The sequence below is a fragment of the Aeromonas sobria genome (assembly GCF_000820145.1).
GTDB classification, from domain to species: domain Bacteria; phylum Pseudomonadota; class Gammaproteobacteria; order Enterobacterales; family Aeromonadaceae; genus Aeromonas; species Aeromonas sobria.
Genome location: NZ_CDBW01000016.1, coordinates 96,504 through 122,412 on the forward strand (window position 1 = coordinate 96,504; position 25,909 = coordinate 122,412).

At 54.0% G+C, this 25,909-nt stretch carries 24 protein-coding genes and 1 pseudogene; 14 read left to right on the plus strand and 11 right to left on the minus strand.

The window, feature by feature from the left end:
• Positions 1-2 precede the first annotated feature (2 nt).
• The 7 genes and pseudogenes from BN1135_RS21485 to BN1135_RS07380 form a co-directional block, all read right to left on the minus strand.
• Positions 3-1,784, minus strand: a complete 1,782-nt coding sequence (locus BN1135_RS21485; RefSeq protein ID WP_082186751.1) for a hypothetical protein — start codon at positions 1,782-1,784, stop codon at positions 3-5.
• Positions 1,772-3,217, minus strand: coding sequence for a site-specific integrase (locus BN1135_RS07355; RefSeq protein ID WP_213391063.1), 1,446 nt, complete (start codon positions 3,215-3,217; stop codon positions 1,772-1,774). Before BN1135_RS07355 ends, BN1135_RS21485 begins: the two co-directional genes overlap by 13 nt.
• 297 nt (positions 3,218-3,514) lie before the next feature.
• Positions 3,515-3,976, minus strand: a pseudogene (locus tag BN1135_RS07360) (DUF2310 family Zn-ribbon-containing protein); the annotation flags it as partial.
• A gap of 3 nt (positions 3,977-3,979) precedes the next feature.
• Positions 3,980-4,276 (minus strand): hypothetical protein, encoded by a 297-nt coding sequence (locus BN1135_RS07365; RefSeq protein WP_042020049.1) that lies wholly within the window; start codon positions 4,274-4,276, stop codon positions 3,980-3,982.
• Between the two features lie 84 nt (positions 4,277-4,360).
• Entirely contained in the window at positions 4,361-4,597 is a 237-nt protein-coding gene (locus BN1135_RS07370; protein ID WP_042020051.1) for a DUF2789 family protein, read from the minus strand.
• A 73-nt stretch (positions 4,598-4,670) separates the two neighbouring features.
• A complete protein-coding gene (locus BN1135_RS07375; RefSeq protein ID WP_042020053.1) occupies positions 4,671-4,970 on the minus strand; it encodes a DUF3301 domain-containing protein in 300 nt (99 codons plus the stop codon).
• Positions 4,971-5,075: 105 nt separating this feature from the next.
• Positions 5,076-6,128 (minus strand): DUF3549 family protein, encoded by a 1,053-nt coding sequence (locus BN1135_RS07380; protein WP_042020054.1) that lies wholly within the window; start codon positions 6,126-6,128, stop codon positions 5,076-5,078.
• Between the two features lie 224 nt (positions 6,129-6,352).
• Here BN1135_RS07380 and BN1135_RS07385 point away from each other — a divergent pair, with 224 nt between their 5' ends.
• From BN1135_RS07385 to ptsG, 6 genes are all read left to right on the plus strand, one after another.
• A complete protein-coding gene (locus tag BN1135_RS07385) occupies positions 6,353-6,688 on the plus strand; it encodes a YqcC family protein (protein WP_042020055.1) in 336 nt (111 codons plus the stop codon).
• Positions 6,685-7,473, plus strand: a complete 789-nt coding sequence (truC, locus tag BN1135_RS07390) for a tRNA pseudouridine(65) synthase TruC (RefSeq protein WP_042020056.1) — start codon at positions 6,685-6,687, stop codon at positions 7,471-7,473. The genes BN1135_RS07385 and truC overlap by 4 nt, the downstream gene beginning before the upstream one ends.
• An 89-nt stretch (positions 7,474-7,562) precedes the next feature.
• Positions 7,563-8,003: a flavodoxin gene (locus tag BN1135_RS07395; protein WP_042020058.1), complete on the plus strand. Its 441-nt coding sequence runs from the start codon at positions 7,563-7,565 to the stop codon at positions 8,001-8,003.
• 529 nt (positions 8,004-8,532) lie between these two features.
• Entirely contained in the window at positions 8,533-9,774 is a 1,242-nt protein-coding gene (locus BN1135_RS07400; RefSeq protein ID WP_042020059.1) for a maltoporin, read from the plus strand.
• A 152-nt stretch (positions 9,775-9,926) separates the two neighbouring features.
• Positions 9,927-10,841 carry a MalM family protein gene (locus BN1135_RS07405; RefSeq protein ID WP_223290106.1) on the plus strand — a complete coding sequence of 305 codons (915 nt, stop codon included), beginning with the start codon at positions 9,927-9,929 and terminating at the stop codon, positions 10,839-10,841.
• Between the two features lie 425 nt (positions 10,842-11,266).
• Complete coding sequence (ptsG, locus tag BN1135_RS07410; protein WP_042020061.1) at positions 11,267-12,697, plus strand: PTS glucose transporter subunit IIBC; 1,431 nt, start codon at positions 11,267-11,269, stop codon at positions 12,695-12,697.
• 273 nt (positions 12,698-12,970) lie between these two features.
• Here the strand turns inward: ptsG and BN1135_RS07415 are convergent, their stop codons facing one another.
• The 4 genes from BN1135_RS07415 to map all read right to left on the minus strand — a co-directional run bounded on the left by BN1135_RS07415 (position 12,971) and on the right by map (position 17,994).
• Positions 12,971-13,354, minus strand: coding sequence for a DUF3461 family protein (locus tag BN1135_RS07415; protein ID WP_042020063.1), 384 nt, complete (start codon positions 13,352-13,354; stop codon positions 12,971-12,973).
• 126 nt (positions 13,355-13,480) lie between these two features.
• Positions 13,481-14,308 (minus strand): 2,3,4,5-tetrahydropyridine-2,6-dicarboxylate N-succinyltransferase, encoded by an 828-nt coding sequence (gene dapD, locus BN1135_RS07420; RefSeq protein ID WP_005338581.1) that lies wholly within the window; start codon positions 14,306-14,308, stop codon positions 13,481-13,483.
• Between the two features lie 174 nt (positions 14,309-14,482).
• On the minus strand, positions 14,483-17,119 hold the full coding sequence (gene glnD / locus BN1135_RS07425) for a bifunctional uridylyltransferase/uridylyl-removing protein GlnD (RefSeq protein ID WP_042020065.1): 2,637 nt from the start codon (positions 17,117-17,119) through the stop codon (positions 14,483-14,485).
• An 86-nt stretch (positions 17,120-17,205) separates the two neighbouring features.
• The gene (gene map, locus BN1135_RS07430; RefSeq protein WP_042020066.1) at positions 17,206-17,994 is read right to left on the minus strand and encodes a type I methionyl aminopeptidase; all 789 of its coding nucleotides are present in this window, start codon (positions 17,992-17,994) and stop codon (positions 17,206-17,208) included.
• A 371-nt stretch (positions 17,995-18,365) separates the two neighbouring features.
• Between map and rpsB the strand changes: the two genes are divergently transcribed.
• From rpsB to rseP, 8 genes are all read left to right on the plus strand, one after another.
• Positions 18,366-19,094 carry a 30S ribosomal protein S2 gene (gene rpsB, locus BN1135_RS07435; protein WP_042020069.1) on the plus strand — a complete coding sequence of 243 codons (729 nt, stop codon included), beginning with the start codon at positions 18,366-18,368 and terminating at the stop codon, positions 19,092-19,094.
• Positions 19,095-19,198: 104 nt separating this feature from the next.
• Entirely contained in the window at positions 19,199-20,080 is an 882-nt protein-coding gene (gene tsf, locus BN1135_RS07440; RefSeq protein ID WP_042020070.1) for a translation elongation factor Ts, read from the plus strand.
• Between the two features lie 71 nt (positions 20,081-20,151).
• On the plus strand, positions 20,152-20,886 hold the full coding sequence (gene pyrH / locus BN1135_RS07445; protein ID WP_042020071.1) for a UMP kinase: 735 nt from the start codon (positions 20,152-20,154) through the stop codon (positions 20,884-20,886).
• A 101-nt stretch (positions 20,887-20,987) separates the two neighbouring features.
• Entirely contained in the window at positions 20,988-21,545 is a 558-nt protein-coding gene (frr, locus tag BN1135_RS07450; RefSeq protein WP_042020072.1) for a ribosome recycling factor, read from the plus strand.
• Between the two features lie 72 nt (positions 21,546-21,617).
• Positions 21,618-22,394, plus strand: a complete 777-nt coding sequence (uppS, locus tag BN1135_RS07455) for a polyprenyl diphosphate synthase (protein WP_042020074.1) — start codon at positions 21,618-21,620, stop codon at positions 22,392-22,394.
• 27 nt (positions 22,395-22,421) lie between these two features.
• Positions 22,422-23,279, plus strand: a complete 858-nt coding sequence (locus tag BN1135_RS07460; protein WP_042020075.1) for a phosphatidate cytidylyltransferase — start codon at positions 22,422-22,424, stop codon at positions 23,277-23,279.
• Positions 23,280-23,346: 67 nt separating this feature from the next.
• Complete coding sequence (ispC, locus tag BN1135_RS07465) at positions 23,347-24,540, plus strand: 1-deoxy-D-xylulose-5-phosphate reductoisomerase (protein ID WP_042020076.1); 1,194 nt, start codon at positions 23,347-23,349, stop codon at positions 24,538-24,540.
• Positions 24,540-25,892: a sigma E protease regulator RseP gene (gene rseP / locus BN1135_RS07470; RefSeq protein ID WP_042020077.1), complete on the plus strand. Its 1,353-nt coding sequence runs from the start codon at positions 24,540-24,542 to the stop codon at positions 25,890-25,892. Before ispC ends, rseP begins: the two co-directional genes overlap by 1 nt.
• Positions 25,893-25,909: the final 17 nt, after the last annotated feature.

The following is a 25,909-nucleotide window of genomic DNA, read 5'->3' on the forward strand; positions in this document are numbered from 1 at the left end:
GTTTATACTCCTCCCCATATCTGATATAAGTCTGCGGCTGATTCTTCATCTCCCCAGAGCGGATGTGAAATATTATGGTATTTTATTTCTGCCTCTGCATACACGTCTGAGTAGTCTTGCTTAATATCGAGAAGTATCAGGTTACATTTAGCGATTACTTGCATAACTTTTTCTACTGGCAACTGATGATTTATATTCGGCCTAAGAAGTGCTTCTCGCAAAGCTGCACGGAAACTGAGTAGGCACCAGATGTCGTCTGATTCTGCAACCAAAACTTGATTTTCGCACCAAAAGCAATCGAGAAATTTAAAACATGCAATAGACTCGTCCTCATGTAATATATTTTTACTTTTTAATTCTCTCATCAATCGTTTTGATTTTTCTCCGAACGGTTGCTTGCAGCGAGTGCCAACACTGGTCTGTGTAGGTTCAATTTGTTCTGTAGCTATGATTTCTACTATTCTTCTGGGTTTTTTATACTTGTCGCCAACAATTTTTCTTGCATAGTCGATAGAGTTTCCTCTAGCAATCAACTCAATTGCTTCTGCTGCACTACCTAAGCAGTTCCTGTTGTTTTGAGTGCTTCCTTTCATATAGTTTTTTAAAACTGTGATCTTGCTGTTATTCAAACCCTTGGCAACATGATCAATTGAGTTTGTTCTTGTCATAATGCCATCTGACTTGGTCTGGCGAAACCTTCCTACTATTGGGCGAATCCCATGAATGCTGTGTTTGGAAAACCATGATGCATATGTACTTAAGTCGGGCTGAGATAGTGAGCCCCGATACTTTTCATTAGTAAAACATGGAAATAGGTAAGCATCATCAGGTAAGTTAAAAATTTTAAGACAATTCAGGTACTCTATAAAAAAGTCTCTTCCTCTTGCTGTAAAACCAAGCGCCCATTCATTGCTTTGCCCACCTTGCCTACCTTTTTTGGTCGTCAAAATATAGCAATTTATAGTTTTGTCGAATTTAAAATCTTTTTCAATTACATCGCTTATACGTATGTTTAATAGGGGGCTATTGTTGTCACCAACAAATTTAGAAGTTATAAAGAATGCTGTCGCTGTCAGCTTGTTGTACCAAGCGGTTGTATTACTTGCTGATGAATCCCAATGTCGTTTAGATTTATTGAACGGACAGTTAGTTGGCTCCCCTGTTTTTAGTCGGCTAACCAGAACGTTAAAAACACAAAAAAGATCGCTTGCTACGCCTCTTAGCTCATCATCAGAATAAGCCTGAGTTTTTGTTAAGCTAGTATCGCTTCTGACTACTTTAGGTAGCAGTTTGGCAAGATCGTCATATCCACTCCAAGCAAGAAAATAAGACAAAGAGTCAGCCGCCGCTCTGCATGCTTCAGCTGAACTAGGATTTAGTCGTAATTTCTCTCTGATATGCAATGCGTAGGCGTCAATGGTTTGCTCTGTTATTTCTACAATAAGTTTGTTTTCATCACAAAATCGAATAAAGAACAGTATTGTATCAAATTTTGTTTTTGCAGTAGTTCCATTGTTTTTACTAATGTCTTTCACCCACTCATAAACGCTTTTTACCAGAGAAAGGCGCTCATTATGGAGGCTGTGCTTTTCGACTGACTTTACTGGTGGAACACTATCAAAAAGCATCCTGTAAACATAGATCGGGGTTAGTTTTTCCTCTCTATATTGGAAGTGTTTCACCCATAAGGTAAGTTCAGTATAGTCAATGGGAAGTACGTTTTCGGCCTCTGTAGTCGGCAAGGGCACTGCTTTACTCAGAGTCGCTCGTTTTATTTTGGCCATGCTTCCCCCTTCAGCCCTACCTTCATAAACACAGTCTCATTCCACATGCCAATAGCTTCATCGTCACCATAAATATTGTCTAGCTCTTCTTGATATATACGGTCAGCTTCTCTCTCAAGATGATGTTCATCCCAAAACTTTACATATAATGTGGTCGTTTGAGGGGATGAATGTCGCATGCGAGCTTGTACTTCAGCCTCAACCTGAGACCTCGTCAATACCGGCTCATTTGGATGAGATGGGTGATTTTCTGGGAATTTTAGATTAAGTAGTGAAAATGTTAGGTAGGTTGCATAAGTGGAACGCAGGTTATGAAATTTATGTGCGAACTTAGGAAGGTTGTTATCAATTATAATTGCATTTCGAATTTCACTCCAGCGAGCATTCAGTGAATTTCCACTATATGGCTTACCTTGACTACTGAGGAGAAGTGGTGGATATTTTAATGCCAGAGGATCTCGGGTTTTCTCAATGAATTTTGCAAGACGATTTTTATAGCTGCGACTATGTATATATTGGAATAGCAATCTCATTAACCATGACGGGATTTTTATCTCTCCCGACTCCCCACCTTTTGTGTGGCATCTTATGGCTGGACCTATCGTGATAGAAATAGCATTCTCATCTGGACGTGGCATGTATATTAATGAGCTGCTGAATGATAGTATTTCTAAACGCCTCATTCCTGTGTACAAAGCAAGTAATACGGCCAATTTTGTTTCTGATGAAATGCTTTTTTTAATGTACTTACCGTTGACCTGTACATAACCATATCCATTTTTAATTATGGATTTTAACGCCTGCAATTCAGGTCTAGTTTCCATTAGTAGCGGGCTTAGGTGATTTGGGAGTGCAGTATTTTTCGTCTTATCTCGAGCGACTATTTTGAGATCAGTCATTTGAACTTTAATATTTCTATTGATGTGGCCGAGCATCCGAGAATCACTAATATTTGCCTCAAAGATGTGGCATGGGTCTCGTTCAAATTTGCCATAACCCTGCCAGTATACATACAGACCAATTGCAGCTCCGCGATAGCTTTTTGCTGTAGTGCTCGCAAGTCGACGCTTGCCAGTTTCAGGATCTATTTCATCATGTAGTGCTTGAAGATATGCGCGGAAGCGATACAAGGGCCGCTGATTTCTTGGCCTGGGCATCTTGTCCCACGACAATTTCTCTGTATCTAGGATATCGAAAAAGTGCATCAGCCCTTTGGCAATACTACGTATGTCTTGGAGTTTATCGACGGTTTTGCAGTAGATAAGGTATTCATTGGCAGCGTTAATCGGACGACCTTCCGCATCAAAGAGCAAGACCATGTCGTGTATCGTGGTTCCATTAGCAGCCCACTCGAGGCATCTCTCGCCATTTTCGTTAACGTAGAAGTTAGGTGTTGCATCAACAGTCAGATCGCCAACTTCGACATAGTGCACTCGCATTCCTATACCCGTCCGTAACCGTGAACCTTTCAGATAGATACAGCGTAGTTCAATTTTGAGAGTTCAACAGTGTAAGGGTGCCTTTTGTGATCAGCGTTACATTTTTTGAGGTGTGTGCACATATGAGGTTCAATGTGCATACCGCAGGACTGGTTCAAACCCCCATGCTTTTACTCGGAAATTCAATCAGTGCACTGTAGATGCAGCGCAGTTTTCTCAAGATTTAACACAACCAAACTTTTGAGATTGCAATGTGTAGAGGTGTGGTTTGAGGTATTAGGTGTGAGGGTGCCACTTGATGATCTGTTTCTGATCGCCGTTGGCGACGGCGGGCAGTTGGTAGAGCGGAATGGGGGCGAAGTGGTCGCCACAGCGCAGCGGCGAGCAGGTGTGCAAAAAGCTGGTGTAGAGCAGCATCCAGCTCGGCCGCTCACCCAGCTCGCCGCAAGGGTCGGTACTGTCTGAAAGTAAATCAGCCCCCTGCAACTGCAGTTTCGGCGCCAGCAGTCCGGCCTGATTGAGCTGTTGTTCGGCCAGTTTGACCTGCTCGCTCTGGTTGTCCGGGTGCAGGCTATCTTGCTCCGGGCAGACCACCCGGCTGACGAAATAGCCTTCTTGCATGCTGGTGGGGAACTCCCGCCCGAGGATCTGGCCCTGATAGCGCAGCATGTCGAGGTAGTTGACGATGGCCCGTTCGGCCTCGCCAAGGGAGGTGTCGCGGTAGCACTCAAAGCAGAGTTCGACGATATACATGGCTCAGCGCTGCCCCTGCTGGATGAGCAGGTCGGTCAGCCGATCCACCTTCTGTTCGATGCGCGCGAGCTGCTCGCTCAGCTGTTGCAGGGTGAGCTCAGGTGCAGGCTGGGGGGCAACTTCCGGCAGGCTCTCGTGCTCGTGAGACGCGGTTGGCTGCTGCTTCCACTGGCTCAATACTTTCAGCAACTCGGCCATCGGCACCGGCTGGCTTAAGCGCGCTTTGACCATTGCGGTGGTGGGGGTGAACCCTTTGGCGGCCAACTCGTTGGCAATTCGGATGATCTCGTGGGCGGACATAAGCATGCTCTGGGTGAGAAGGGGAGGGCGATATCGGGGCGGGATCTTAACCAAAGCCGGCTGGGGAGGAAAGGGGCGGGCGGCTTAGCGGGGCTGGCGCAGCATCACATCAAGCAGGTCGATCGCCTCGCACCAGTCGGAGTCGTGCCACAGGGCATCGCGCAGAAAGCTGGCCTGAGCGGCGCTCCAGAAATTCGCCTCCGGCAGCAGGGTTTCATTGTCGAGGTGATGGTCGTGCACAAAGCGGTGCAGGCTCAACTCGTCGTTGGCCATCCCGAGCTGGGCAAACAGGGCTGGCAGATCGTGGACAAGGGGTTCCATCTCGTCTCTCCCTTAACTCATTGCTGAGATTATAGTCAGGCGCGCACCCTTGGCGCAGAGACGAGACAGGGGATCAGACAGAGGGCATGCGATGGGGTGGTAGATCGACTCCCACGACGTGCAGCCCCTGCATCTTGAGAGTGCCCTGATAGTGGCTCTCGCCATCGCTGGAAAATTCAAACTGGTAGTGGGTCAGCAGCCGCAGGGGATGGCGCGCCAACTCACGACGGCTGCGGGCCAGCGACAGCAGTTGCAGATCATGATGCTGGCAGTAGCGGCGCATATATTGCCAGGCCAATTCAGCCTGACGGCGTTGCAGCCAGAACAGACCGGCAACGGCAATCAGCAACAAAATGGCGAGCATATCTCCCATAGGCGGGCTTCCTTATCGTGATGTCGATAACCGGGAGGCCAGATTGGCACACCCGGTTTCCTTGTTATTTTTTATTCCGCCGCCATTCCCCGTGGTGCCAGGGGATCAGGCTGAAGCAAACAGGCGGCCAATGGCCTTGCCCAGCGCATCGCTACGGTCGGGGTCGCGCAGTCTGGCCAGCATATCATTGCGCAGGGCCGGTAAAGTGACCAACTCGGCAAAAACCTGATTGAAGAACTGGGTCGGTTGCAGCGCCAGCTGTTCCAGATAGTCGCTGAGCAGATTGGCATCTTTCAGGTCGGTCCAGAGTCGACCGGCAATGGCGAGCAGCAGTGCCGGGCTCGGTTGGGTTTGCAGCAGAGTCAGTAGTTTGTTGCTGCGCAAGGTGCTACCGGGGCAGGAGGCCATGGCGCGGCACAGATAGGCCAGAGTCTCTGGATTGGGGGCGGCGCACTCCTGCTCCTTGCCGATCCGCTCAAGCAAGGCTCCTTGTACTGCCGGCGGCAGCGGGGCGTTTTCGAGGCTCTGGCACAAGGCATAGAGCGGCTCTTGTGGCAGTTTGGGCAACGCTTTGCAGACCAGCGCCAGATTGCGTTCGTCATGCAGCCGCTCGGCCAGATCGGCAAAGCCCTGCAGCCCCAGCGCTTGCCAACCGGTGTCGTTGGGGGCAGCCAGATAGTGGCAGAGGGCATCGTAATAGGCAGACGGCGCCTGCTCCAGCTGGCGGGCCAGCTTGGCGTGCAGACTGGCCATCTTGGCCTCCGCCGGGCGGAAGGTATAGGGATTGTCAGCCAGTCGCTGGGCCTTCTCTTCATCCAGCTCGCCGGTGAGCTGGTAGCCTAGGGTTTCCACCACCTGATCCATGAACAGCTTGGGGCCGTTTGACATCAGCAGGCCGCGCTCATCGAGAGCAAACTTGAGGAACCAGAGGTAGTGGCGCGATTCGCTCGGCTGGAAAAAGTGCACGCCAAGCCAGGCGTGCTGCTGCAGCGGCCAGGGGTAGGGCTCTTGCTGCTGTTCGATGCGGACAAAGGTATCGCTTGCCAGTGGCCGCACCTGGCGGCCCATGTCAAACAGCTGGAACTGGGTGCCAGCCTGGGTCAAAAATTCGGTCAGTGTATTGATGGGGGTATTGATGGGCGTTGGCGTCGCAGACATGGTGAGATCCAGCTAAGGGTGATGCGGGCCGATTATAAGGCCCTTGCCGTGGATAGCCAGTGGCAGCAGTAGCTGGATACGGCAGAGATCAGCATGGCAGCGCTGCGGGGGGCGGTGTATAGTAGCGCCCTTTTTTACCGGCAGCTGGCCACCAAGGTCGTCGCTTGAGCTGGCATCTTACCAGCCATACCGGATCACTCTGTGGTAATGAGGATGAGTACGAGATGAATCAATATTTGCTGGTAGCCGGCCTGTTGGGGGAACTCACCGCCGAATTGCAGCGCCTCGAACGCTGGCAAGCTGAACATCCCGCTGACGATGCGTTGGCAAGCACTCTGCCGTTTTGTGTCGATACCCTGAGCTTTGACCAGTGGCTGCAGTTTGTGCTGATCCCGCGCATGGAGCAGTTGGTGATGCTGCAGGCACCGTTACCGACCAGCGTCTCCCTCTATCCCATGGCCAGCGAAGTCTATAAAAACGATCTGGTCGAGGCAGAAGCGCTGCTGCGCCTGATCGCCCGCTTCGATCTGCTGCTGTCCGGCAAAGTGGCTGAGCAATGAGTGTTGAAGCCGTGACCGCTGAGCCAGTCGTGGAAGAGCCATCACTCAAATTAACCCTGCTCTATCAGGATGAGTGGCTGGTGGCGGTCAACAAGCCCTCTGGTCTGCTGGTGCACCGCAGCTGGCTCGACAAGGCGGAGACCCGTTTTGCCATGCAGATGACCCGGGATCTGATCGGCGGTCGTCATGTCTATCCGGTGCACCGGCTCGATCGCCCCACCTCCGGGGTACTGCTGTTTGCCCTCAGCCCCGCTGTGGCGCGAACCCTGACCGAGGCGTTTACTCATCGTCAGGTACACAAAGAGTATCTGGCGCTGGTGCGGGGCTGGGCGCCCGAGCAGGGGGTGATCGATTATCCCCTCAAGGAGCAGCTCGATAAAATTGCCGATGCCATGAGCGCCCCCGATCGGCCGGCGCAAGATGCCGTCACCACCTTCCGCCGCCTGCATCAGGTCGAGCTGCCTCACGCGGTCTCCAAAAAGCACCCTACCAGTCGCTACAGCTTGGTCAAATTGTTCCCGAAAACCGGCCGCAAGCATCAGCTGCGCCGCCACATGGCTCACCTGTTCCATCCCATTGTTGGCGACACCAGCCACGGTGATGGGCGGCATAACCGTTTCTATCGCGAGCAGTATGGCTGTGAGCGACTGCTGCTGGTGGCCCGCACCTTAAGCTTTACCCATCCGGTGCTCAAGATACCGATGCGTATTCAGGCCCCCCTTGGCCCGCAGCTGTTGCAGCTTTTTGCGGAACTGGGCTGGCCCGCCAGCGAGAGCGATTACTAAGCTCCTGTTACTCGCCCCTATCGGGTGGCATCTGACGCCAGCTTGCTGATAGAGTTGCTCAAGATAGCGACTAAAGCAGGGAGCAGAAAATGGCACAGATCGATATCGTGGTAGGGAGTGTCTATGGCGCAGCCATGCTGGTGGCCGAGACGCTGGCAGATGAGCTGGAATGCAAGGGCTATCATTGCACTCTGTATGAAGAAGCACGGCTGACGGACATCGACCCCAGCCGTTTTTTATTGCTGATCAGTGCCACCACAGGGCAGGGGGATATTCCTCCCAACCTGCAACCCTTTGCCACAGAGCTGGCTGACAAGGCGCCCTGGCTCAAGGGGTTGCGGTATGCCCTGATTGCCATGGGGGACAGCAGCTACACCCATTTTTGCGGCGCTGGCCGCCACCTCGACGGGTTGCTGCAGGAACTGGGGGCCGCGCGGGTTATCCCCCCACTGGAACTGGATGCCACCCTGCACGATGAACCCGAACGGGTGGCTCTCGGCTGGTTGCGAAACTGGGATATTCAGCCCTGAATATTCTCTGAAATAGAGCCATATCAATCCCCTGAGCTTTACTCGGCAGGGGATTGTTATTTGTACGATCTCTGCGTCTTGTATCCCGTATATTTCCCCCTCTGATAGAGGGATATTCCCCTCACTCGGCATCCTGTCACAGGAATGTTTGCCAGCTTGTCGCTGACTAGTCATCTAAATAAAAGTTCAATCTTGAAAGCGATCTCAGTCATGTTTTTGTCATTGAATCGTAAAATAACAACTTATGTTCTATCGCGAATTAATGACTGACAACGGTTTCAGCTTACCTTTTTGTGCGCTGAAGGCTTTTTTTTAGGGTTTTTATTGCGCGGTGGTATGTTTTTTTGTTTGTTGTTGTTGCCTTGCTTGTATGGTGAGCTATTTGTCGCCATTTTGTGAGTCTGCTCATATTTGTGGTGTACCCCACTCCCTATAATCGACCTCGGTTATCACCAACAGGATTACGTGGTGATAAGAAGTTAAATATTAAGGATCACACTCCTCACTGCGGGAAATAAGGAATATGACAATGAAAATGAAGTGGCTCCCGATTGCAGCAGCTGTTACTGCCGCCCTGGCTTCCCAAGCCGCCTTTGCCGTAGATTTCCACGGTTACTTCCGTTCCGGTGTCGGTGTTTCTGACAACGGTGATATGCAGACCAATGTCAGCTCAAACAAAGTCGGTCGTCTGGGTAATGAGAGCGATACCTATGGTGAAATTCAGCTGGGCCAAGAGGTTTACAGCAAGAACAACCAGACCTTCTATGTCGACTCCATGGTTGCTATGCAATCCAACCAAAAAACTGGTTGGGAAGGGACTAAAGGTGATGATGCGAACTTTGTACTCGCTCAGTTCAATGCTCAAGCTAAGAACCTGTTTGGCGGTAATGAGACCCTGTGGGCGGGTAAACGCTACTACCAACGTCATGATATCCATATCTCTGACTTCTACTATTGGAACGTATCCGGTCCAGGTGCTGGTGTAGAAAACATCGAAGTGGGTCCAGGTAAAGCCTCATTCGCTTGGATTCGCAGTGATGAAGGGAAGGTAAATACCAACATTCTGGATGCCCGTTATGCCGGTATTCCGCTGTGGACCGACGCCTCATTGGAGCTGGGTATCGATTATGCCTTGGCTAATGATACCGATGAACAGAAAGGCGCAGTGATTGACCCGGCTACTGGAGCAACTGCTGGTAGCAGCTCTGATGGCATGATGTTGACCGCTGAGATGACTCAATCCATGCTGGGCGGTTTCAACAAGACTGTTGCCCAGTACTTTACCGACAGTTACAGCACCAATGCTGTTTACTACGGTGCAGGTGGTTGGACTAGCCAACAAGGCGACGGTGGTAATGGTTTCCGTTTGATCAACTGGGGTGTGCTGCCAATTGGTGAAAAGGTTGAGTTAGGTCACCAGATTGTGTACGGCCAGTCCAATGGTGTGGATAAAGACACCACTGATATTGATACCCTCTCCATCGTTGCTCGTCCCATGTATAAGTGGAACGATGTGATGAAGACAATTGTCGAGTTGGGTTATTACAAAGATAACGTCGAGAAGACCGGTTCAGCTAAGAAGAGCACGGATGGTACCAAGTACACCCTGGCTCAGGCTTGGTCTGCTGGCCCCGGTTTCTGGGCTCGTCCGGAAATTCGCGTCTTTGCTTCTTACGTGCAGCAGGATGACACCTTCCGTCCGAGCACTGTTGGAGGTCTGAATCAGGACGACGCTTGGAACTTCGGTGTACAAGCGGAAGCTTGGTGGTAATCTCACCAGCACCTGATACCAAGTCGCCCCCGCTTGTCGGGGGCTCTTTTTTTCAAGATGGCGCGTAGGGCTTGCAGATGAAATATACCAAGATAGCGTTGACGGTTTTGTGTTCCACTCTGATGACGGCATGTGCGTCTCTTGAGGCAACGGTGGCTCCCGCTCATGAGTACAAGAGCATCCTCGATAGTAGTGCCAGCGCACTGCAGCAACTCGGCTCCGCCACAGTATGTTGTAGTAGTATCAATGAGTTGCAGTATCAGCCGTTGGCTGCTGAGCAGAAAAAAGTGATCGCCATTGATGGCAGCTCACCGGTGTTTAATTTCCCGGAAGGAAAGAGCTATTACGCCGCCTTCAAGCTGCCGACCAATTCCGGCGATCTCAAGATTACGGTCGCAGGCCTGATCGACAAGACGCTGTTTAACCCAACCGTGTTGCTGCTGGATTCCCAGTTCAAGCCGACCCGTACCATTGGTGCCGACATCATCGCTTACAAACCAGCACGCATGCTGGATGGGGATCGGGTAGAGGGTGTCTTTACCATCGATCGTTCCTACGTGGGTAACCCGAACAACGAAACCTACATGGTGATTTACACCGCCGAGGCCACCCTGAGCCAGACAACTCAAGCCATGAGCCCTTCCAAGATGATGGCCAAGTCTTTGAGCGTGCAGGATTATGGTGCCAAGGATCCGCTGATCCCGCACTCCGCATGGGGTGTCGTCAAAATTGATGTGGAAGATATGAGTGCCAGTGTGCTGGGCGATAACTTCTACAAACCGGTTTACCAGGAAGCGATCGATGCTAACGCGCCTATCGTTGACCTTACCCCAAATAAACTGACGGTGCCTGTTGCCACGGCAGCAACTGCCGGTGTGGTGGTAGCCAGTAAGCCTGCTCCTGTCATGCTGAATGAAACCGAAGCCTTCTATCAGAGCCAGATCGAAAAAGCGGTCAAGGCGGGGGATATCGACAAGGCGATGAAGCTGGTTAACGAGGCCGAGCGGGCCGGTTCAACCAAAGCGAAAACGGTGTTTGTCGATGCGGTAAAACGCTCGCAAAAATAGTGTTTCAGTGCTCTCTGTTAGCACAATATATTTCTGAAGAGGCCTCCCTTGTTGGAGGCCTTTTTAATCGGTAGACTGTAATAAATAAAACCAGTCAGTTACATTTGGTTACATTTAGAATCATTAGGATTTAATTGGTTTAAGTAAAATACAATCAGAAACTGTAGTTTATATTTATTTGTAATAGAGTAACCATGAGAGTTTTTAACTTATAATTTTATGGTTATTTAGCCTTTAGACAAGTTGTGATCTCCCCTCCAAATTCAATATTCCCCCTTCTTCGAAAGCAGCAATTTACGACTCGCTGGGTTATATTCTGATGGTCAAAATAAACAAACCCGACTCGAAGATGTTTGGATGTAAATATTGCTATCTCATCCAGATAAATCGTTCAGGGAAGACGATCCATTCAGGAGCATACACACATGATGAAAAATGCGTTTTCTAATCTGCAAAAGGTTGGTAAATCGCTGATGTTGCCGGTATCCGTATTGCCAGTAGCAGGTATTCTGCTCGGCGTCGGTGCTGCAAACTTCAGCTGGTTGCCAGAAATTGTTTCCCATTTGATGGAACAGGCCGGTGGCTCTGTATTCGGTCAGATGGCCCTGCTGTTCGCCGTCGGTGTGGCCCTCGGCTTTACCAATAACGACGGTGTTTCCGGTCTGTCAGCCATCGTTGGCTACGGTATCATGACCGCTACCCTGTCTGTGATGGCGCCAGTGATGGGTGTTGACAAGATCGACACCGGTGTCTTGGGCGGTATCCTCGCCGGTGGTGTTGCCGCTTGGGCGTTCAACCGTTTCTACAAGATCCAGCTACCAGAGTATCTGGGCTTCTTCGCGGGCAAGCGTGCCGTACCCATCATCACAGGTTTCGTCTCTATCGGCCTGGGTGTGATCCTGTCGGTAATCTGGCCGCCAGTTGGCGCTGCCATCGGTGCCTTCTCTGACTGGGCTGCCAACCAGAACCCGGTACTGGCTTTCGGTATCTACGGCGTAGTTGAGCGTTCACTGATCCCGTTCGGTCTGCACCACATCTGGAACGTGCCTTTCTTCTATCAGGCTGGTACCTGTGTTAACGCTGCCGGTGAAACTGTTCACGGTATCATGACCTGCTTCCTGACTGCTGATGACGCTTCCCGCGCTGCCGGTAACGGTTTTGGTCAGCTGGCTGGTGGCTACCTGTTCAAGATGTTCGGTCTGCCTGCTGCTGCGTTTGCTATCGCTCACGCTGCCAAGCCGGAAAACCGCGCCAAGATCGTTGGTATCATGGCCTCTGCCGCCCTGACCTCTTTCCTGACCGGTATCACCGAGCCGATTGAATTCTCCTTCCTGTTCATTGCTCCGGTACTGTACGCAATCCACGCTGTACTGGCTGGTCTGGCCTATGTGCTGACCAACTCCCTGGGCGTGGTACATGGTCACACCTTCTCCAACGGCTTCATCGACTTCGTGGTGCAATCTCCACGTGCCGACAACATGCTGCTGCTGGTAGGTCTGGGTCTGGTTTACGCTGCCATCTACTACGTAGTCTTCAGCTTCGTTATCCGTGCCATGAACCTGAAAACCCCGGGTCGTGAAGACGAAACTGCTGAAGAGACCGTTAGCCAAAGCAAAGACGAGTTGTCTGCTGCACTGGTTGCCGCCTTCGGTGGTAAAGAGAACATCGCTTCTCTGGATGCTTGCATCACCCGTCTGCGTGTTGGCGTGAACGATGTTGCCAAGGTTGACCAGGCTGGTCTGAAGAAACTGGGAGCTGCCGGTGTGGTCGTGTCTGGTTCCGGCGTACAAGCCATCTTCGGTACCAAGTCCGACAACCTGAAAACCGATATGGACATCTGGATTAAGAGCAACTAATCCTGTTGCCTAAATATCTGCGTGTTTGAAGAGGGAGGCGAAAGCCTCCCTCTTGCTATTTCTGCCGCCCACCTACTTGGCGCTGTTCGATCTGCACAGAGGCAAGGATTGGCGTGCCAACAACTGACCTTATGATTCTGGGGGGCTGGTACAGGCCGATTGTAGCTGGTTTATCCTGTTGGTCGTGAGTGTGCAAAGGCCGAGTCTGCCAATGAAGGTGCCCGCCAATAAAAAGAGCGCCAGAGTGGCGCTCGGATAATCGTGGGGCAGGGGTTAGAGTTTCTCCAGATCCCGCTCAATATCTTTGATCTTGTTCTGTACCACTTTTTCCAGATGGCGCAGATCGCGCAGGATCTTCTGTTTGATATCCGGATCGGCCTGCTGATGGACGCCTTGAGTCAGGTTATCCAGCTCATCCACCACATACTTGAGGTTGGCATTGATCTCGGTGACATCCTTGTACTCATGGGTACCGGAGTCGACCAGCATGGTTTTGCGCTGACGGGGGTACTTGAATTTGACACTCTTGGCGAAGAACTCCCCTTTCTGCTTCTTGAAGTAGATCTTGAGGATGTCGTGGTTGGCCTCCTGGCGCAGGGTGTAGCTGTCGACGGAGGTGGGCTCCTGGATCCCCAGGCTCTTCAGATTCTCGTACATCGGGCTTCCTCGGTTTGAAACGATCCTGTCCCATCTATCTTAACCGAAGCCTCATGGCTTGCCTGTGACAGGGGCGCCAAAATCAAAAGGGCGCCATCAGGCGCCCTTTTCATCAAGCAATGCTGATTACTCGTCGATGGAGCGCAGCAGAGCGTTGATGCCGACTTTGGCGCGAGTCTTGGCATCGACCTTCTTGACGATCACCGCAGCGTACAGGCTGTACTTGCCGCACTTGGAGGGCAGGGAGCCGGAGACGACTACTGAGCCAGCCGGTACGCGGCCGTAGTGGATCTCGCCGGTTTCACGGTCATAGATGCGGGTGGACTGGCCGATGAAGACGCCCATGGAGATGACGGAACCTTCCTCGACGATCACCCCTTCAACCACTTCGGAGCGGGCACCGATAAAGCAGTTGTCTTCGATGATGGTCGGGTTGGCCTGCAGCGGCTCCAGTACGCCGCCGATGCCGACGCCGCCGGAGAGGTGGACGTTTTTACCGATCTGGGCGCAAGAGCCGACGGTGGCCCAGGTATCGACCATGGTGCCTTCATCAACGAAGGCGCCGATGTTGACGTAGGAGGGCATTAGCACGGTATTGGGGGCGATAAAGGAGCCTTTGCGGGCCGTTGCCGGCGGCACCACGCGCACACCAGCTTCCTTGAACTGCTCGGCGGTGTAGTTGGAGAACTTGAGGGGAACCTTGTCGTAGTACTGGGCATCGTCGCCCTTGATGATGCCGTTGTCGTTGATGCGGAAGTAGAGCAGTACCGCTTTCTTCAACCACTGATGGACAACCCACTCACCGGCGATCTTCTCGGCAACCCGCGCCTTGCCGGAGTCCAGCAGGTCGATGGCTTGCAGGATGGCGGACTTGGTGGCGCTATCCACGGAGCCCGGAGTAATGGTGTCGCGGCGCTCGAAGGCCGCTTCAATGATCTGTTGCAACTCGGTCATGACAGGTTTCCTTTAAAAAATTCTGTTTGTTGTATCACACTTTTCCGACTGTTTTTAAGGGGTTGACCGGAATTCTTCCGGCCAGCGGCTATTTCTTCATCCGGTGTGCGCCAACCAGTTGTTTGGCATGGCAAAAAACGCCCGATAAACAGCCTCTTTCGAATCACAGCCCGCTTAATCCAGCACCGACTGCTGGGGGTTGAGCTGGTGTACCAGTCGCTCTTCCAGTTGTTGTTGCTGCTCGGTGGTCAATGGCTCGCCATCGAGGCTGGTCAGGCTGAAAAAGTCCTCGACCCGCTCGCCGAAAGTGGCGATTTTGGCGGCGTGTAGCGACAGCCCGCACTGCTGGAATACCGCGCCGATCCGGGCCAGCAGGCCGGGGGTATCGAGGGCTGTCAGCTCCATCAGGGTGTGGCGGCTCTCCCCTTTATGAGGCAGGAAGACCACCCGGGTCGGCACGCTGAACTGGCGGTGGCGCCGTGACAGCGGCTTGTTGCGCAGCACCAGCTTACCCGGTTCCTGCAGCGCCTTCTCCAGCGCCTTCTTGATGGTGGCGGTGCGGTTGGGGCTGATGGGTTCGCCGCTCGGCTCCAGCACCACGAAGGTATCGAGCACGAAGTTACTGCGCGAGTTCATGATCTGGGCGTCGTGGATGTTGAGGTTCTTCTGATCCAGCGCTGAGGCCACGGTGGCAAACAGATTCGGGGTATCGCGGCAGTAGATAAACACCTCGCTGCCGCCGCGGGTCGGGTGCTTGCCGATGATCACCAGCGGCGCCGGGTTGTCGCCATGCTCGATGATATGGCGGCAGTGCCAGGCGATCTGCTCCGGGCTGTGACGCAGGAAGTAATCCGCCTTGAAATCAGCCCAGAGCTGGTTGATCGCCTCTTCCGGTACATCCCGCTGCGCCATGAATTGCTTGGCCTGACGCTGGTTTTCGCGAATGCGCAGCCGCATGTCGGGCGGGTTCTCCAGCCCCTGGCGCAGCGCCTTCTGGGTCGCGAAGTAGAGCTCCCGCAGCAGGGTGCCCTTCCAGTCGTTCCACAGGGTGTCGTTGGTGGCGCAGATATCGGCCACGGTGAGGCAGTAGAGCAGGTCAAGATGCTGCTCGTCGCGCACCTTCTGGGCAAAATCGGTGACCACGTCGGGGTCATAGATATCGCGGCGCTGGGCGGTGACCGACATCAGCAGATGGTGGCGCACCAGCCAGGCGACCAGTCGACTCTCGTAGCGATCCAGACCATGCAGCTGGCAGAACTCCAGAGCATCGACGGCGCCGAGTTCCGAGTGATCGCCGCGCCGCCCCTTGGCGATGTCGTGGAACAGGGCGGCGATACTGAGCAGCTCCGGTTTGCGCAGCCGGGTGAACACTTCATGGCAGAGCGGGTGGCTCTGGCGACTGGCCGGATTGGGGAACTGGTTAATGTTCTTGAGCAGCCGGTGGGTGTGCTCATCTACCGTGTAGGCGTGGAACATGTCGAACTGCATCTGGCCGACGATCAGGTTCCACTGGGGTAGATAGGCGGCGAGGATGCCGTATTTGTGCATCAGGGTGAGCGGCAGGCCGATGCCGTTGGGGTGGCGCAGCAGCGCCATAAACAGGCGGCGGCAATCAGGCAAATCCTGTAGCCAGTTGTTGAGCTTGCGCCGCGCCTCGCGCAGCTGGCGCAAGGTGGCCGAGTGAATACCCGCTATCTCGGGATGCTGTGCCATCTGGTAGAAGAGGCGCAAGATGGCGGCCGGTTCACGGCTAAACAGCTCCGCATCCACCGCATCGATGAGGCGGCCACGGATCTGGAACTCGTCAGAGAGGCGGCGTACATCCATAGCGGTGTTGCCGAGGATCGCCTCGTCAAACAGTTGCAGCAGCATCTCGTTGAGCTCGGAAACCCGCCGCACCGTCTGGTAGAAGCGCTTCATCATCTGCTCGACCGGGCTGTTGCCGTCCCCCTCGAACCCCAGCATCTGGGCCACGGTGCGCTGGCGATCGAACAGCAGGCGGTTATCTCCCTTGTTGATGGCCATGTGCAGTGCAAAGCGCACCTTCCACAGGAAATTCTGGCAGTCGAGCAGCTCGCGATACTCGGCCCGGTTGAGAAAGCCGTGGCTGGTCATCTCGAACAAGGTGGTGGCGCCAAAGTGGCGGCGGGCGACCCAGGCCAGGGTCTGAATGTCCCGCAGGCCGCCCGGATTGCTCTTTAAATCGGGTTCCAGCTTGTAGGCGGTGCCGAGAAATTGCCGATGACGCTCCGCCTGCTCCTGGCGCTTGGCGCGAAAAAAAGCTTCGCTCGGCCAGAAGTGCTGGGGTTTGGTCGCCTGCTTGAGCTGCAAAAAACCCTCTTTACGGCCGGTAATGTAACGGGCCTCGATCAGGTTGGTGGCCACCGTGATGTCGGCGCGGCCCTGTTCAAGGCACTCGGCCACGTTGCGCACGGCCTGACCCACCTCCAGCTTGAGATCCCACAGTAAGGTGATGAACTCGCCGATCCGCAAGCCCAGCACCTCGTCCAGCTCCTCTTCTTCATAGAGCAGCAGCAGGTCGATGTCGGAGTGGGGGTGCAGCTCACCGCGGCCATAGCCCCCCACCGCAATCAGGGTCAGCTCGCTCTTGTCGAAGCCGAACTTTTGCCACAGCCGAATGAGCAGCTGATCCATATATTCGGAGCGGGTAGCGACCAGCTCGATAATATTGTCACCGGCATCGAAACGGGCGTGCAACCAAACGAGAAAGCGGCTGAGATACTCTTTGCAGTTGTCGCGGGTGAGCTGATCATCGGGCAACAAATGGGGGGAAAGCAGGCTGGCGTCCATGGCATCTCACACGCAAGTGGCAGGCAAATGGCTGAAACAGAAGTAAAAACCCCGGCGCTTTGGGATGTCAGGGCCGGGGTTCGATGTTAGCTGTGTTTGATGATGCGGTCGATAGTGTCATCGGGGCGCAGGGTGAGCACCTCGCAGCCATCCTCGGTCACCAGCAGGGTGTGCTCCCACTGGGCGGAGTCGCCGCCATCCTTGGTGGTCACGGTCCAGCCATCCTTCGGATTGACCTTGCAGTGATACTTCTTGCTGTTGACCATAGGCTCGATGGTGAAGCACATGCCCGCTTTCAGCTCCAGCTTGCCGCTGTTGCGGTAGTGCAGGATCTGCGGCTCTTCATGGAAATCGCTACCGATGCCGTGGCCACAATAGTCACGTACCACCGAGAAACCAGCCTGCTCGACGATAGGCTGGATCACTGCACCCAGCTCGGTGATGCAGGCACCCGGACGCACCTTCTTGATGGCAGCGTACAGACTCTCCTGTGCGACCTTGCACAGTTTGTTGCGTAGCGGGGTGGTCTCGCCCACCACAAACATGGCCGAGGTATCACCGTGGTAGCCATCTTTGATGACAGTGATATCCAGGTTGATGATGTCGCCATCACGCAATTTTTTGTGGTTCGGAATGCCGTGACAGATCACATCATTGACCGAGGTGCAGATGGATTTGGGGAAGCCGTGGTAGTTGAGCGGGGCCGGAACCGCCTGCTGCACGTCAACCATATAGTCGTGGCAAATGGTGTTCAGTTCGTCAGTGGTGACGCCAGCTTTGACATGGGGCGCAATCATGACCAGCACATCGGCGGCCAATTGGCCGGCAACGCGCATCTTTTCAATCTCTTCCGGTGTCTTGATTTTAATGGACATGGGATCTCTCTTGCGGCCTGCCGCTGGTGCCGAACACGGCAGACAGGACAGGTAATGAAAAATAGATGCGTTTGCAATCAGGGCAAAATTTTATCCGCAACCCCCGCGTACTTCCAGTGTGATTGTCATCACAACGTCAAATCAGCACCGCAGCCTGTTCGGGCGGGATCCATTTTTACACCTGTTTTGGTGGTCACTTGGTGGTGTCTCGAGCAAAGTTATGGTATAAAGCGCGCCGGAATGGGGAACTTGCGTCCGCATTTCATCACCCTTAATCAATAACACACACACATCGACACATATACCGGGGTGCCTTAACGGGTCGGTTATATGGGATGTGTGGAGGCCTAACCCCAATACAGAGGTATAAAATGGCTAAAGTTTCTATGCGCGACATGCTGCAAGCCGGCGTTCACTTCGGTCACCAGACTCGTTACTGGAACCCGAAAATGAAATCCTACATCTTCGGTGCCCGCAGCAAGGTTCACATCATCAACCTGGAAAAAACCGTTCCGTTGTTTGACGATGCCATGAACTTCATCAGCTCCGTAGCTGCCAAGAAAGGCAAGGTACTGTTCGTTGGTACCAAGCGTGCCGCCGCTGAAGCCGTCAAAGATTCCGCTGAGCGTTGCGACCAGTTCTATGTAAACCACCGCTGGTTGGGCGGTATGCTGACTAACTGGAAAACCGTTCGTCAGTCTATCAAGCGCCTGAAAGATCTGGAAATCCAGAGCCAGGACGGTACCTTCGAAAAGCTGACCAAGAAAGAGGCGCTGATGCGTACTCGCGAAATGGAAAAGCTGGAGAAGAGCCTGGGTGGTATCAAGAACATGGGTGGCCTGCCTGACGTTCTGTTCGTTGTCGATGCCGACCACGAGCACATCGCTATCAAAGAAGCCAACAACCTGGGTATCCCGGTCGTTTCCATCGTTGATACCAACTCCAACCCGGACGGCGTTGATTATGTCATCCCGGGTAACGACGACGCTATCCGTGCCGTACAGCTGTATCTGAATGCTGCTGCTGACACCGTACTGGAAGCTCGCGAGCAGGACATCGTTGTTCAAGCTGAACAAGATGGCTTCGTTGAAGCTCAGTAAGTGATAAGGACTGTAAAGCCCTTATTAACCAAGCTGATGTAAATTGGTTAGCAGGGGCCCTTGTGGCCCCTGTTTCTTGTCAATTGAAGACCGAGGAAACTGGAATGTCTATCGTTACCGCCGCCCTGGTAAAAGAACTGCGCGAGCGCACTGCCGCTGGCATGATGGATTGCAAAAAGGCACTGACTGAAGCCAATGGCGACATCGAGCTGGCAATCGAAAACATGCGTAAATCTGGTCAGGCCAAAGCCGCCAAGAAAGCCGGTCGTATCGCTGCTGAAGGTGTTATTTTTGCCCGTACCGAAGGCAACATCGCTGCCATGATCGAGCTGAACAGCGAAACCGACTTCGTCGCCAAAGATGCCAGCTTCATGGCAATGGGCCAGAAGATCGCTGATATCGCTGCAACTCAGAAAATTTCTTGCATCGATGCGCTGAAAGCTGCTGACTTCGGTAACGGCGAATCCGTCGAGCTGACCGTTACCAACCTGATCGCCAAGATCGGTGAGAACATGAACCTGCGTCGCGTGATGCTGGTTGAAGGTGACAACCTGGGTACCTATGTTCACGGTTCCCGCATTGGTGTTATCACCAAGCTGACCGGTGGTTCCAGCGAGCTGGCCAAAGATCTGGCCATGCACGTTGCTGCCAACAGCCCACAGTTCGTCAAGCCTGAAGACGTGTCTGCTGACGTCGTTGCCAAAGAGCGCGAAATTCAGATCGACATCGCCATCAACTCTGGCAAGCCGAAAGAGATCGCCGAGAAGATGGTTGAAGGCCGCATGAAGAAGTTTACCGGTGAGGTTTCCCTGACTGGTCAGCCGTTCGTGAAGGATCCTTCCATGACCGTTGCCGAGCTGCTGAAGAAAGAAGGCGCTGACGTTGTCTCCTTCACCCGTTTCGAAGTGGGCGAAGGCATCGAGAAGCAAGAGAACGATTTCGCTGCTGAAGTTGCAGCTCAAGTCGCGGCCGCTCAGAAGGCTTAATCGAACCGGTTTTTCCGTTTCCCCAGACCGCGACTTATGTCGCGGTCTTTATATGACCAGGAATCAGTGACATGAGTACCAATCCCAAGCCTGCATACAGACGTGTTCTTCTGAAGTTGAGTGGTGAAGCCCTGCAAGGATCCGAGGGTTTTGGCATTGATCCAGCGGTGCTGGAGCGGATGGCCCAAGAGATCAAGGAACTGGTTGAGTTGGGTGTTCAGGTCGGTCTGGTCATCGGTGGTGGCAACCTGTTCCGTGGTGCCGGTCTTGCCAAAGCGGGCATGAACCGCGTGGTGGGCGACCACATGGGTATGCTGGCTACCGTGATGAACGGTCTGGCCATGCGTGATGCCCTGCATCGTGCTTATGTGAATGCCCGTCTGATGTCGGCCATCTCCCTGCAGGGCGTCTGTGATTCCTATAGCTGGGCCGAGGCTATCAGCCAGCTGCGCGCCGGCAAAGTGGTGATCTTCTCTGCCGGTACTGGCAACCCCTTCTTTACCACCGATTCTGCGGCTTGCCTGCGTGGTATCGAGATCGAAGCTGACGTGGTGCTGAAAGCTACCAAGGTCGATGGTGTATACAACGAGGATCCGGTTAAGAATCCGGATGCCGTGCTGTATCATGAACTGGGTTATGATGAAGTTCTTGAAAAAGAGCTCAAGGTAATGGATCTTGCTGCGTTTACCCTGGCGCGTGACCACAATTTACCGATCCGGGTGTTCAACATGAACAAACCGGGTGCGTTGCGCCGGGTTATCATGGGTGAGCCGGAAGGCACGCTGATCCACCACGTTGGTAAGTAAGATAACGGCAAGCCACCAGGCGCTCTTATCCTATCCATCACGTCAGTAAATAAGATAGACACGAGCCGTGTGACGGCTCGTTCGCCAAAAGGAAAATCACTGTGATCAACGAGATTAAAAACGATGCCAAGGACCGTATGGGCAAGAGCGTAGAGTCGCTCAAGACCCAGATGTCCAAGATCCGCACTGGCCGCGCTCATCCAAGCTTGCTGGATGGTATTCAGGTTGAGTACTACGGTTCTGCCACTCCGCTGAAGCAGTTGGCCAACGTGGTTGCGGAAGATGCTCGCACCCTCTCCATCTCCATTTTTGACCGCTCGATGATCCAGGCGATAGAGAAGGCAATCCTGACCTCTGATCTGGGCCTGAACCCGTCCAGCAATGGCCAGACCCTGCGCGTTCCTTTGCCTGCTCTGACTGAAGAGCGTCGTCGCGACCTGACCAAGATCGTTCGTGGCGAAGCAGAAAATGCCCGTGTTGCGGTGCGCAACATCCGTCGTGATGCCAACGCTGATCTGAAAGCGCTGCTGAAAGACAAAGAGATCTCCGAGGATGACGACCGTCGTGCCCAGGAAGAGATCCAGAAGCTGACCGACTCCTACGTCAAGCTGGTCGATGAGGCCCTTGCCGTAAAGGAGAAGGAGCTAATGGAAATCTAAGCCTTCGAAAGGTATATTACGAGCGCCGTGTAGTGCCCCTGCACGGCGCTTTTGTCTTTGTAGGAGAATTACATGTCACTTTTGGCTGCGTTGGGTGATTGTGCCAACTCGTCTTTGCCCCGTCACGTGGCCATCATCATGGACGGTAACGGCCGCTGGGCCCAAAACCGTGGCAAGATGCGGGTTTATGGCCACAAGGCGGGTGTCAAGTCGGTGCGCGAGGCCGTCACCTTTGCCGCGCGGGCCAAAATAGATGCGCTGACCCTGTTTGCCTTCTCCAGCGAAAACTGGCGTCGTCCGGCGGGGGAAGTGAGTGCCTTGATGGAGCTGTTCATCACGGTATTGAGCCGGGAAGTGCAGAAACTGCACAACAACGGGATCCGGCTCAAGGTGATTGGTGATACTGCTCGCTTTAGTGAGCGGTTGCAGGCCAAAATCGCCAAGGCGGAGGCCCTGACCGCCAATAACAAGGGCTTGACCCTGAATATTGCGGCCAACTATGGCGGCCAGTGGGATATCGCTCAAGCGGCCCGCCGGCTTGCCAAGGCCGTGGCAGCCGGTGAACTGGCTGCCGATGATATTGATGAGTCCATGTTGACCCGTGAGGTTTGCATGGCCGATTTACCGCCGGTGGACCTGTTGATCCGTACCGGTGGTGATCATCGCATCAGCAACTTTGTGTTATGGCAGCTCGCTTATGCCGAGCTCTATTTTACCCCGGTATTGTGGCCTGACTTCAACGAGGCCGAGTTCAGTGAGGCAGTTGCCTCCTTCGTGGCCCGCGAGCGTCGCTTTGGCTGTACGGGTGAACAGATACGGGAATTGATCGCCGAGCAGCAGACCGGCTAAACCCCGCTCCCAAGAGAGAGGTTTCTTTTGCTAAAACAACGAATTATTACTGCTTTGATGTTGATCCCCCTGGTGTTGGGGGCGCTTTTCTTTCTGCCATTGAAATTTTTTGCCCTGTTGGCAGCGCTGGTGTTCTTGTTGGCCAGTCGTGAATGGAGCGGGTTTGTCTTTGCTACCCCGCAGCAATGGTTACCCATCGTATTTTGCCTGTTACTCGGTGCCAGCCTTTTTTGGTTACCGGTTGAGCAACTCTGGGCTCCTCACCTGCACCCCATCGTAATGGGAGTGCTCTGGACTGCGGCCAGCTGGTGGTTGCTGGGTCTGCTGTTGGTGCTGCGCTATCCCCAGAGCGCCAAACTGTGGAAAGAGTCGATTTGGCTCAAGTCGCTGTTTGGTCTGGTGACCCTGGTGCCTTTCTTCTGGTCGCTGGTCGCCATTCGTGGTTACAACTTTTACCATGACCCCATGATGGGGGCCTGGATCCTGTTGTTCGTGATGGGATTGGTCTGGGCGGCAGATTCTGGCGCGTATTTTTTCGGCAAGGCGTTTGGCAAACACAAGCTGGCACCGGCCGTCAGCCCGGGTAAAACCATTGAAGGCATGTGTGGTGGCCTCTTCACCGCCAGCCTGCTGGCCATCGGTGTCACCTGGTGGATGGGGTTTGTGCCTGCCAAGATGGGGATTATTCTGTTTTGCTCCCTGCTGGCAGTGTTGGCGTCTGTGCTCGGCGATCTGACGGAAAGTATGTTCAAGCGGGAAGCGGGCATTAAAGATTCTGGCACCTTGCTGCCTGGTCACGGCGGTATTCTCGACCGGATCGACAGCCTGACTGCTGCCCTGCCGGTATTTCTGCTCAGTTATCTGCTACTTGGTCAGGAGTTTTGATGTTCAGCTTGCTGATGGTGTCGCGTGCACAGAGCGCTATTGAACTGTTATTGACGCAGGAGTGTTGATGCGCAACCTGGTGATTCTGGGAGCTTCCGGCTCCATCGGTCAGAGTACCCTCAAGGTGCTGCGCCATAATCCGGGCAGTTGGCAAGTGCTGGCGTTGGCCGCTGCCCGCAGCGTGGATGCCATGCTGCGGGATTGCCTCGAATTTGCTCCCCGTTTTGCGGTGATGGTCGATGAAGAGGCTGCCCGTGAACTGGCCAGTCGCCTCAAGACCCACGGCAGTGCCACCCGGGTGATGTCAGGCGCTGCCGCGTTGTGCGATGTGGCGGCTCACCCCGATGCCCACAGCGTGATGGCGGCCATCGTCGGTGCCGCAGGGCTGGCACCGACCATGGCGGCGGTGCGGGCTGGCAAGCGGATCCTGCTCGCCAATAAAGAGGCGCTGGTGATGTCCGGTGCTTTCTTTATGAACGCTGTGCGTGAGTACGGCGCTGAACTGCTACCCATCGACAGCGAGCACAATGCAATTTTTCAGTGCCTGCCGACGGCTGTGCAGCGTGAACCCGGTTTTTGCGATCTGGCGGCGGCAGGGATCAGCAAGATCCTGCTGACCGGTTCCGGTGGCCCGTTCCGTTATACCGAGATAGGCGAACTGGCCAAGGTGACGCCGGCGCAGGCCATCGCGCACCCCAACTGGTCGATGGGGGCCAAGATTTCGGTGGATTCCGCCACCATGATCAACAAGGGGCTCGAATATATCGAGGCGCGCTGGCTATTCAATGCCGCCCCCGAGCAGATCCAGGTAGTGATCCACCCACAATCGGTGATCCACTCTATGGTGCAGTACAAGGATGGCTCTGTGCTGGCCCAGCTTGGCAACCCGGACATGTGTACCCCCATTGCCCATGCACTCGCTTACCCCAATCGCATCCCCTCCAGTGTGGAACCTTTGGATTTCTTCAGTGTCGGAGAGTTCAGCTTTATCCGGCCTGATTACGATCGCTACCCCTGTCTGGCGTTGGCCATCAATGCCTGCCAGAAGGGGCAAGCGGCGACTACTGCGCTCAATGCCGCCAACGAAGAGGCTGTTGCCGCCTTCCTGGCCGGGCGTATCGGTTTTATGGAGATAGCCCGGATCAACGAAACCGTCATGCTGGCGCTGGAAAGCAGTGCCGTCAGTTCGCTCGATGATCTGTTTGCCCTGGATGGTGCGGCCAGAGCCCGTGCTCACAACCTGATTGAGGAGCTTGGCTGATGGGCGGAGTTTTGTGGAATATTGGTGCTTTTGTTATCGCCCTTGGCTTATTGGTTGCGGTTCATGAGTTTGGCCATTTCTGGGTTGCCCGCCGTTGCGGTGTTCGGGTTGAGCGCTTCTCCATCGGCTTTGGCAAGGCAATCTGGCGCCGGATGGGCAAAGATGGCACCGAGTATGTGCTGGCGCTGATCCCCCTTGGCGGTTACGTCAAGATGCTCGATGGCCGGGTCGATGAGCTCAAGCCCGGTGACGAGCAGTACGCCTTCAATCACAAGAGTGTCTGGGCGCGGATGGCGATTGTCGCTGCGGGCCCGTTTGCCAACTTTTTGTTCGCCCTGTTTGCCTTGTGGATGATGTTTCTCATCGGGGTGCCGAGTGTCAAGCCGGTGATTGGCGAGGTTCGCCCTGCCTCCATCGTGGCAGAGGCTGGCGTGTCGCCCGGGATGGAAATTGTCGGGGTCGGCGATGAACAGACCGGTGACTGGGAGAGCGTCACCTACGCCCTTATCAGCCATCTTGGGGACGATGCTGTCACCCTCAAGGTGCAGTCACCCGATACCAGCTATACCACTGACAAAGTGTTGTCACTGGCACGCTGGACCTTCGATCCGGATAAAGAGTCTCCCATTGGCAGTTTGGGGATAGTCCCCCTCAGTGGCAAAGTGCTGCCGGTGGTCGCCGCCGTGGTGGCCAACAGTGCCAGTGAAAAAGCGGGGTTGCAGGTTGGCGATCGCATCAAGCAGGTTGGTGATGAGCCGATCACTGCTTGGGCCCAGTTTGTCGAACGGGTGCAACAGGCACCGGGTGAACCGTTGCAAGTGGTGGTCGAGCGCAATAACAGTGATCTGGCCGTGACCGTGACCCCGGATACCAAGAAGGTACAGGGTCAAATGGTCGGTTTTGTCGGTCTCTCGCCGCAGCTGGTTCCATTACCGGATGAATATCGAATTCTGTTACAGTATGGGCCGTTAGAGGCGCTGTGGCAGGGGGCTGACAAGACCTGGAGTCTGATCACCCTCACCTTTGACATGATTGGCAAGCTGGTTGCTGGCATAGTGTCGCTGGATAACCTCAGTGGCCCCATCTCCATTGCCAAAGGCGCTGGTAGCAGTGCCGATTATGGTCTGGTCTATTTCTTGAGTTTTCTGGCGCTGATCAGCGTCAATCTGGGGATCATCAACTTGTTCCCCTTACCGGTACTCGATGGTGGTCATCTGGTCTATTTCCTGATCGAAGCGGTCACCGGTAAGCCGGTATCAGACAAAATACAGGAAGTGGGTTTCAGGATTGGCGCCGCCATTCTGATGTTATTGATGGGCATTGCGCTGTTTAACGATTTCGCTCGCCTCTGAGGCCAGAGCATCAACAA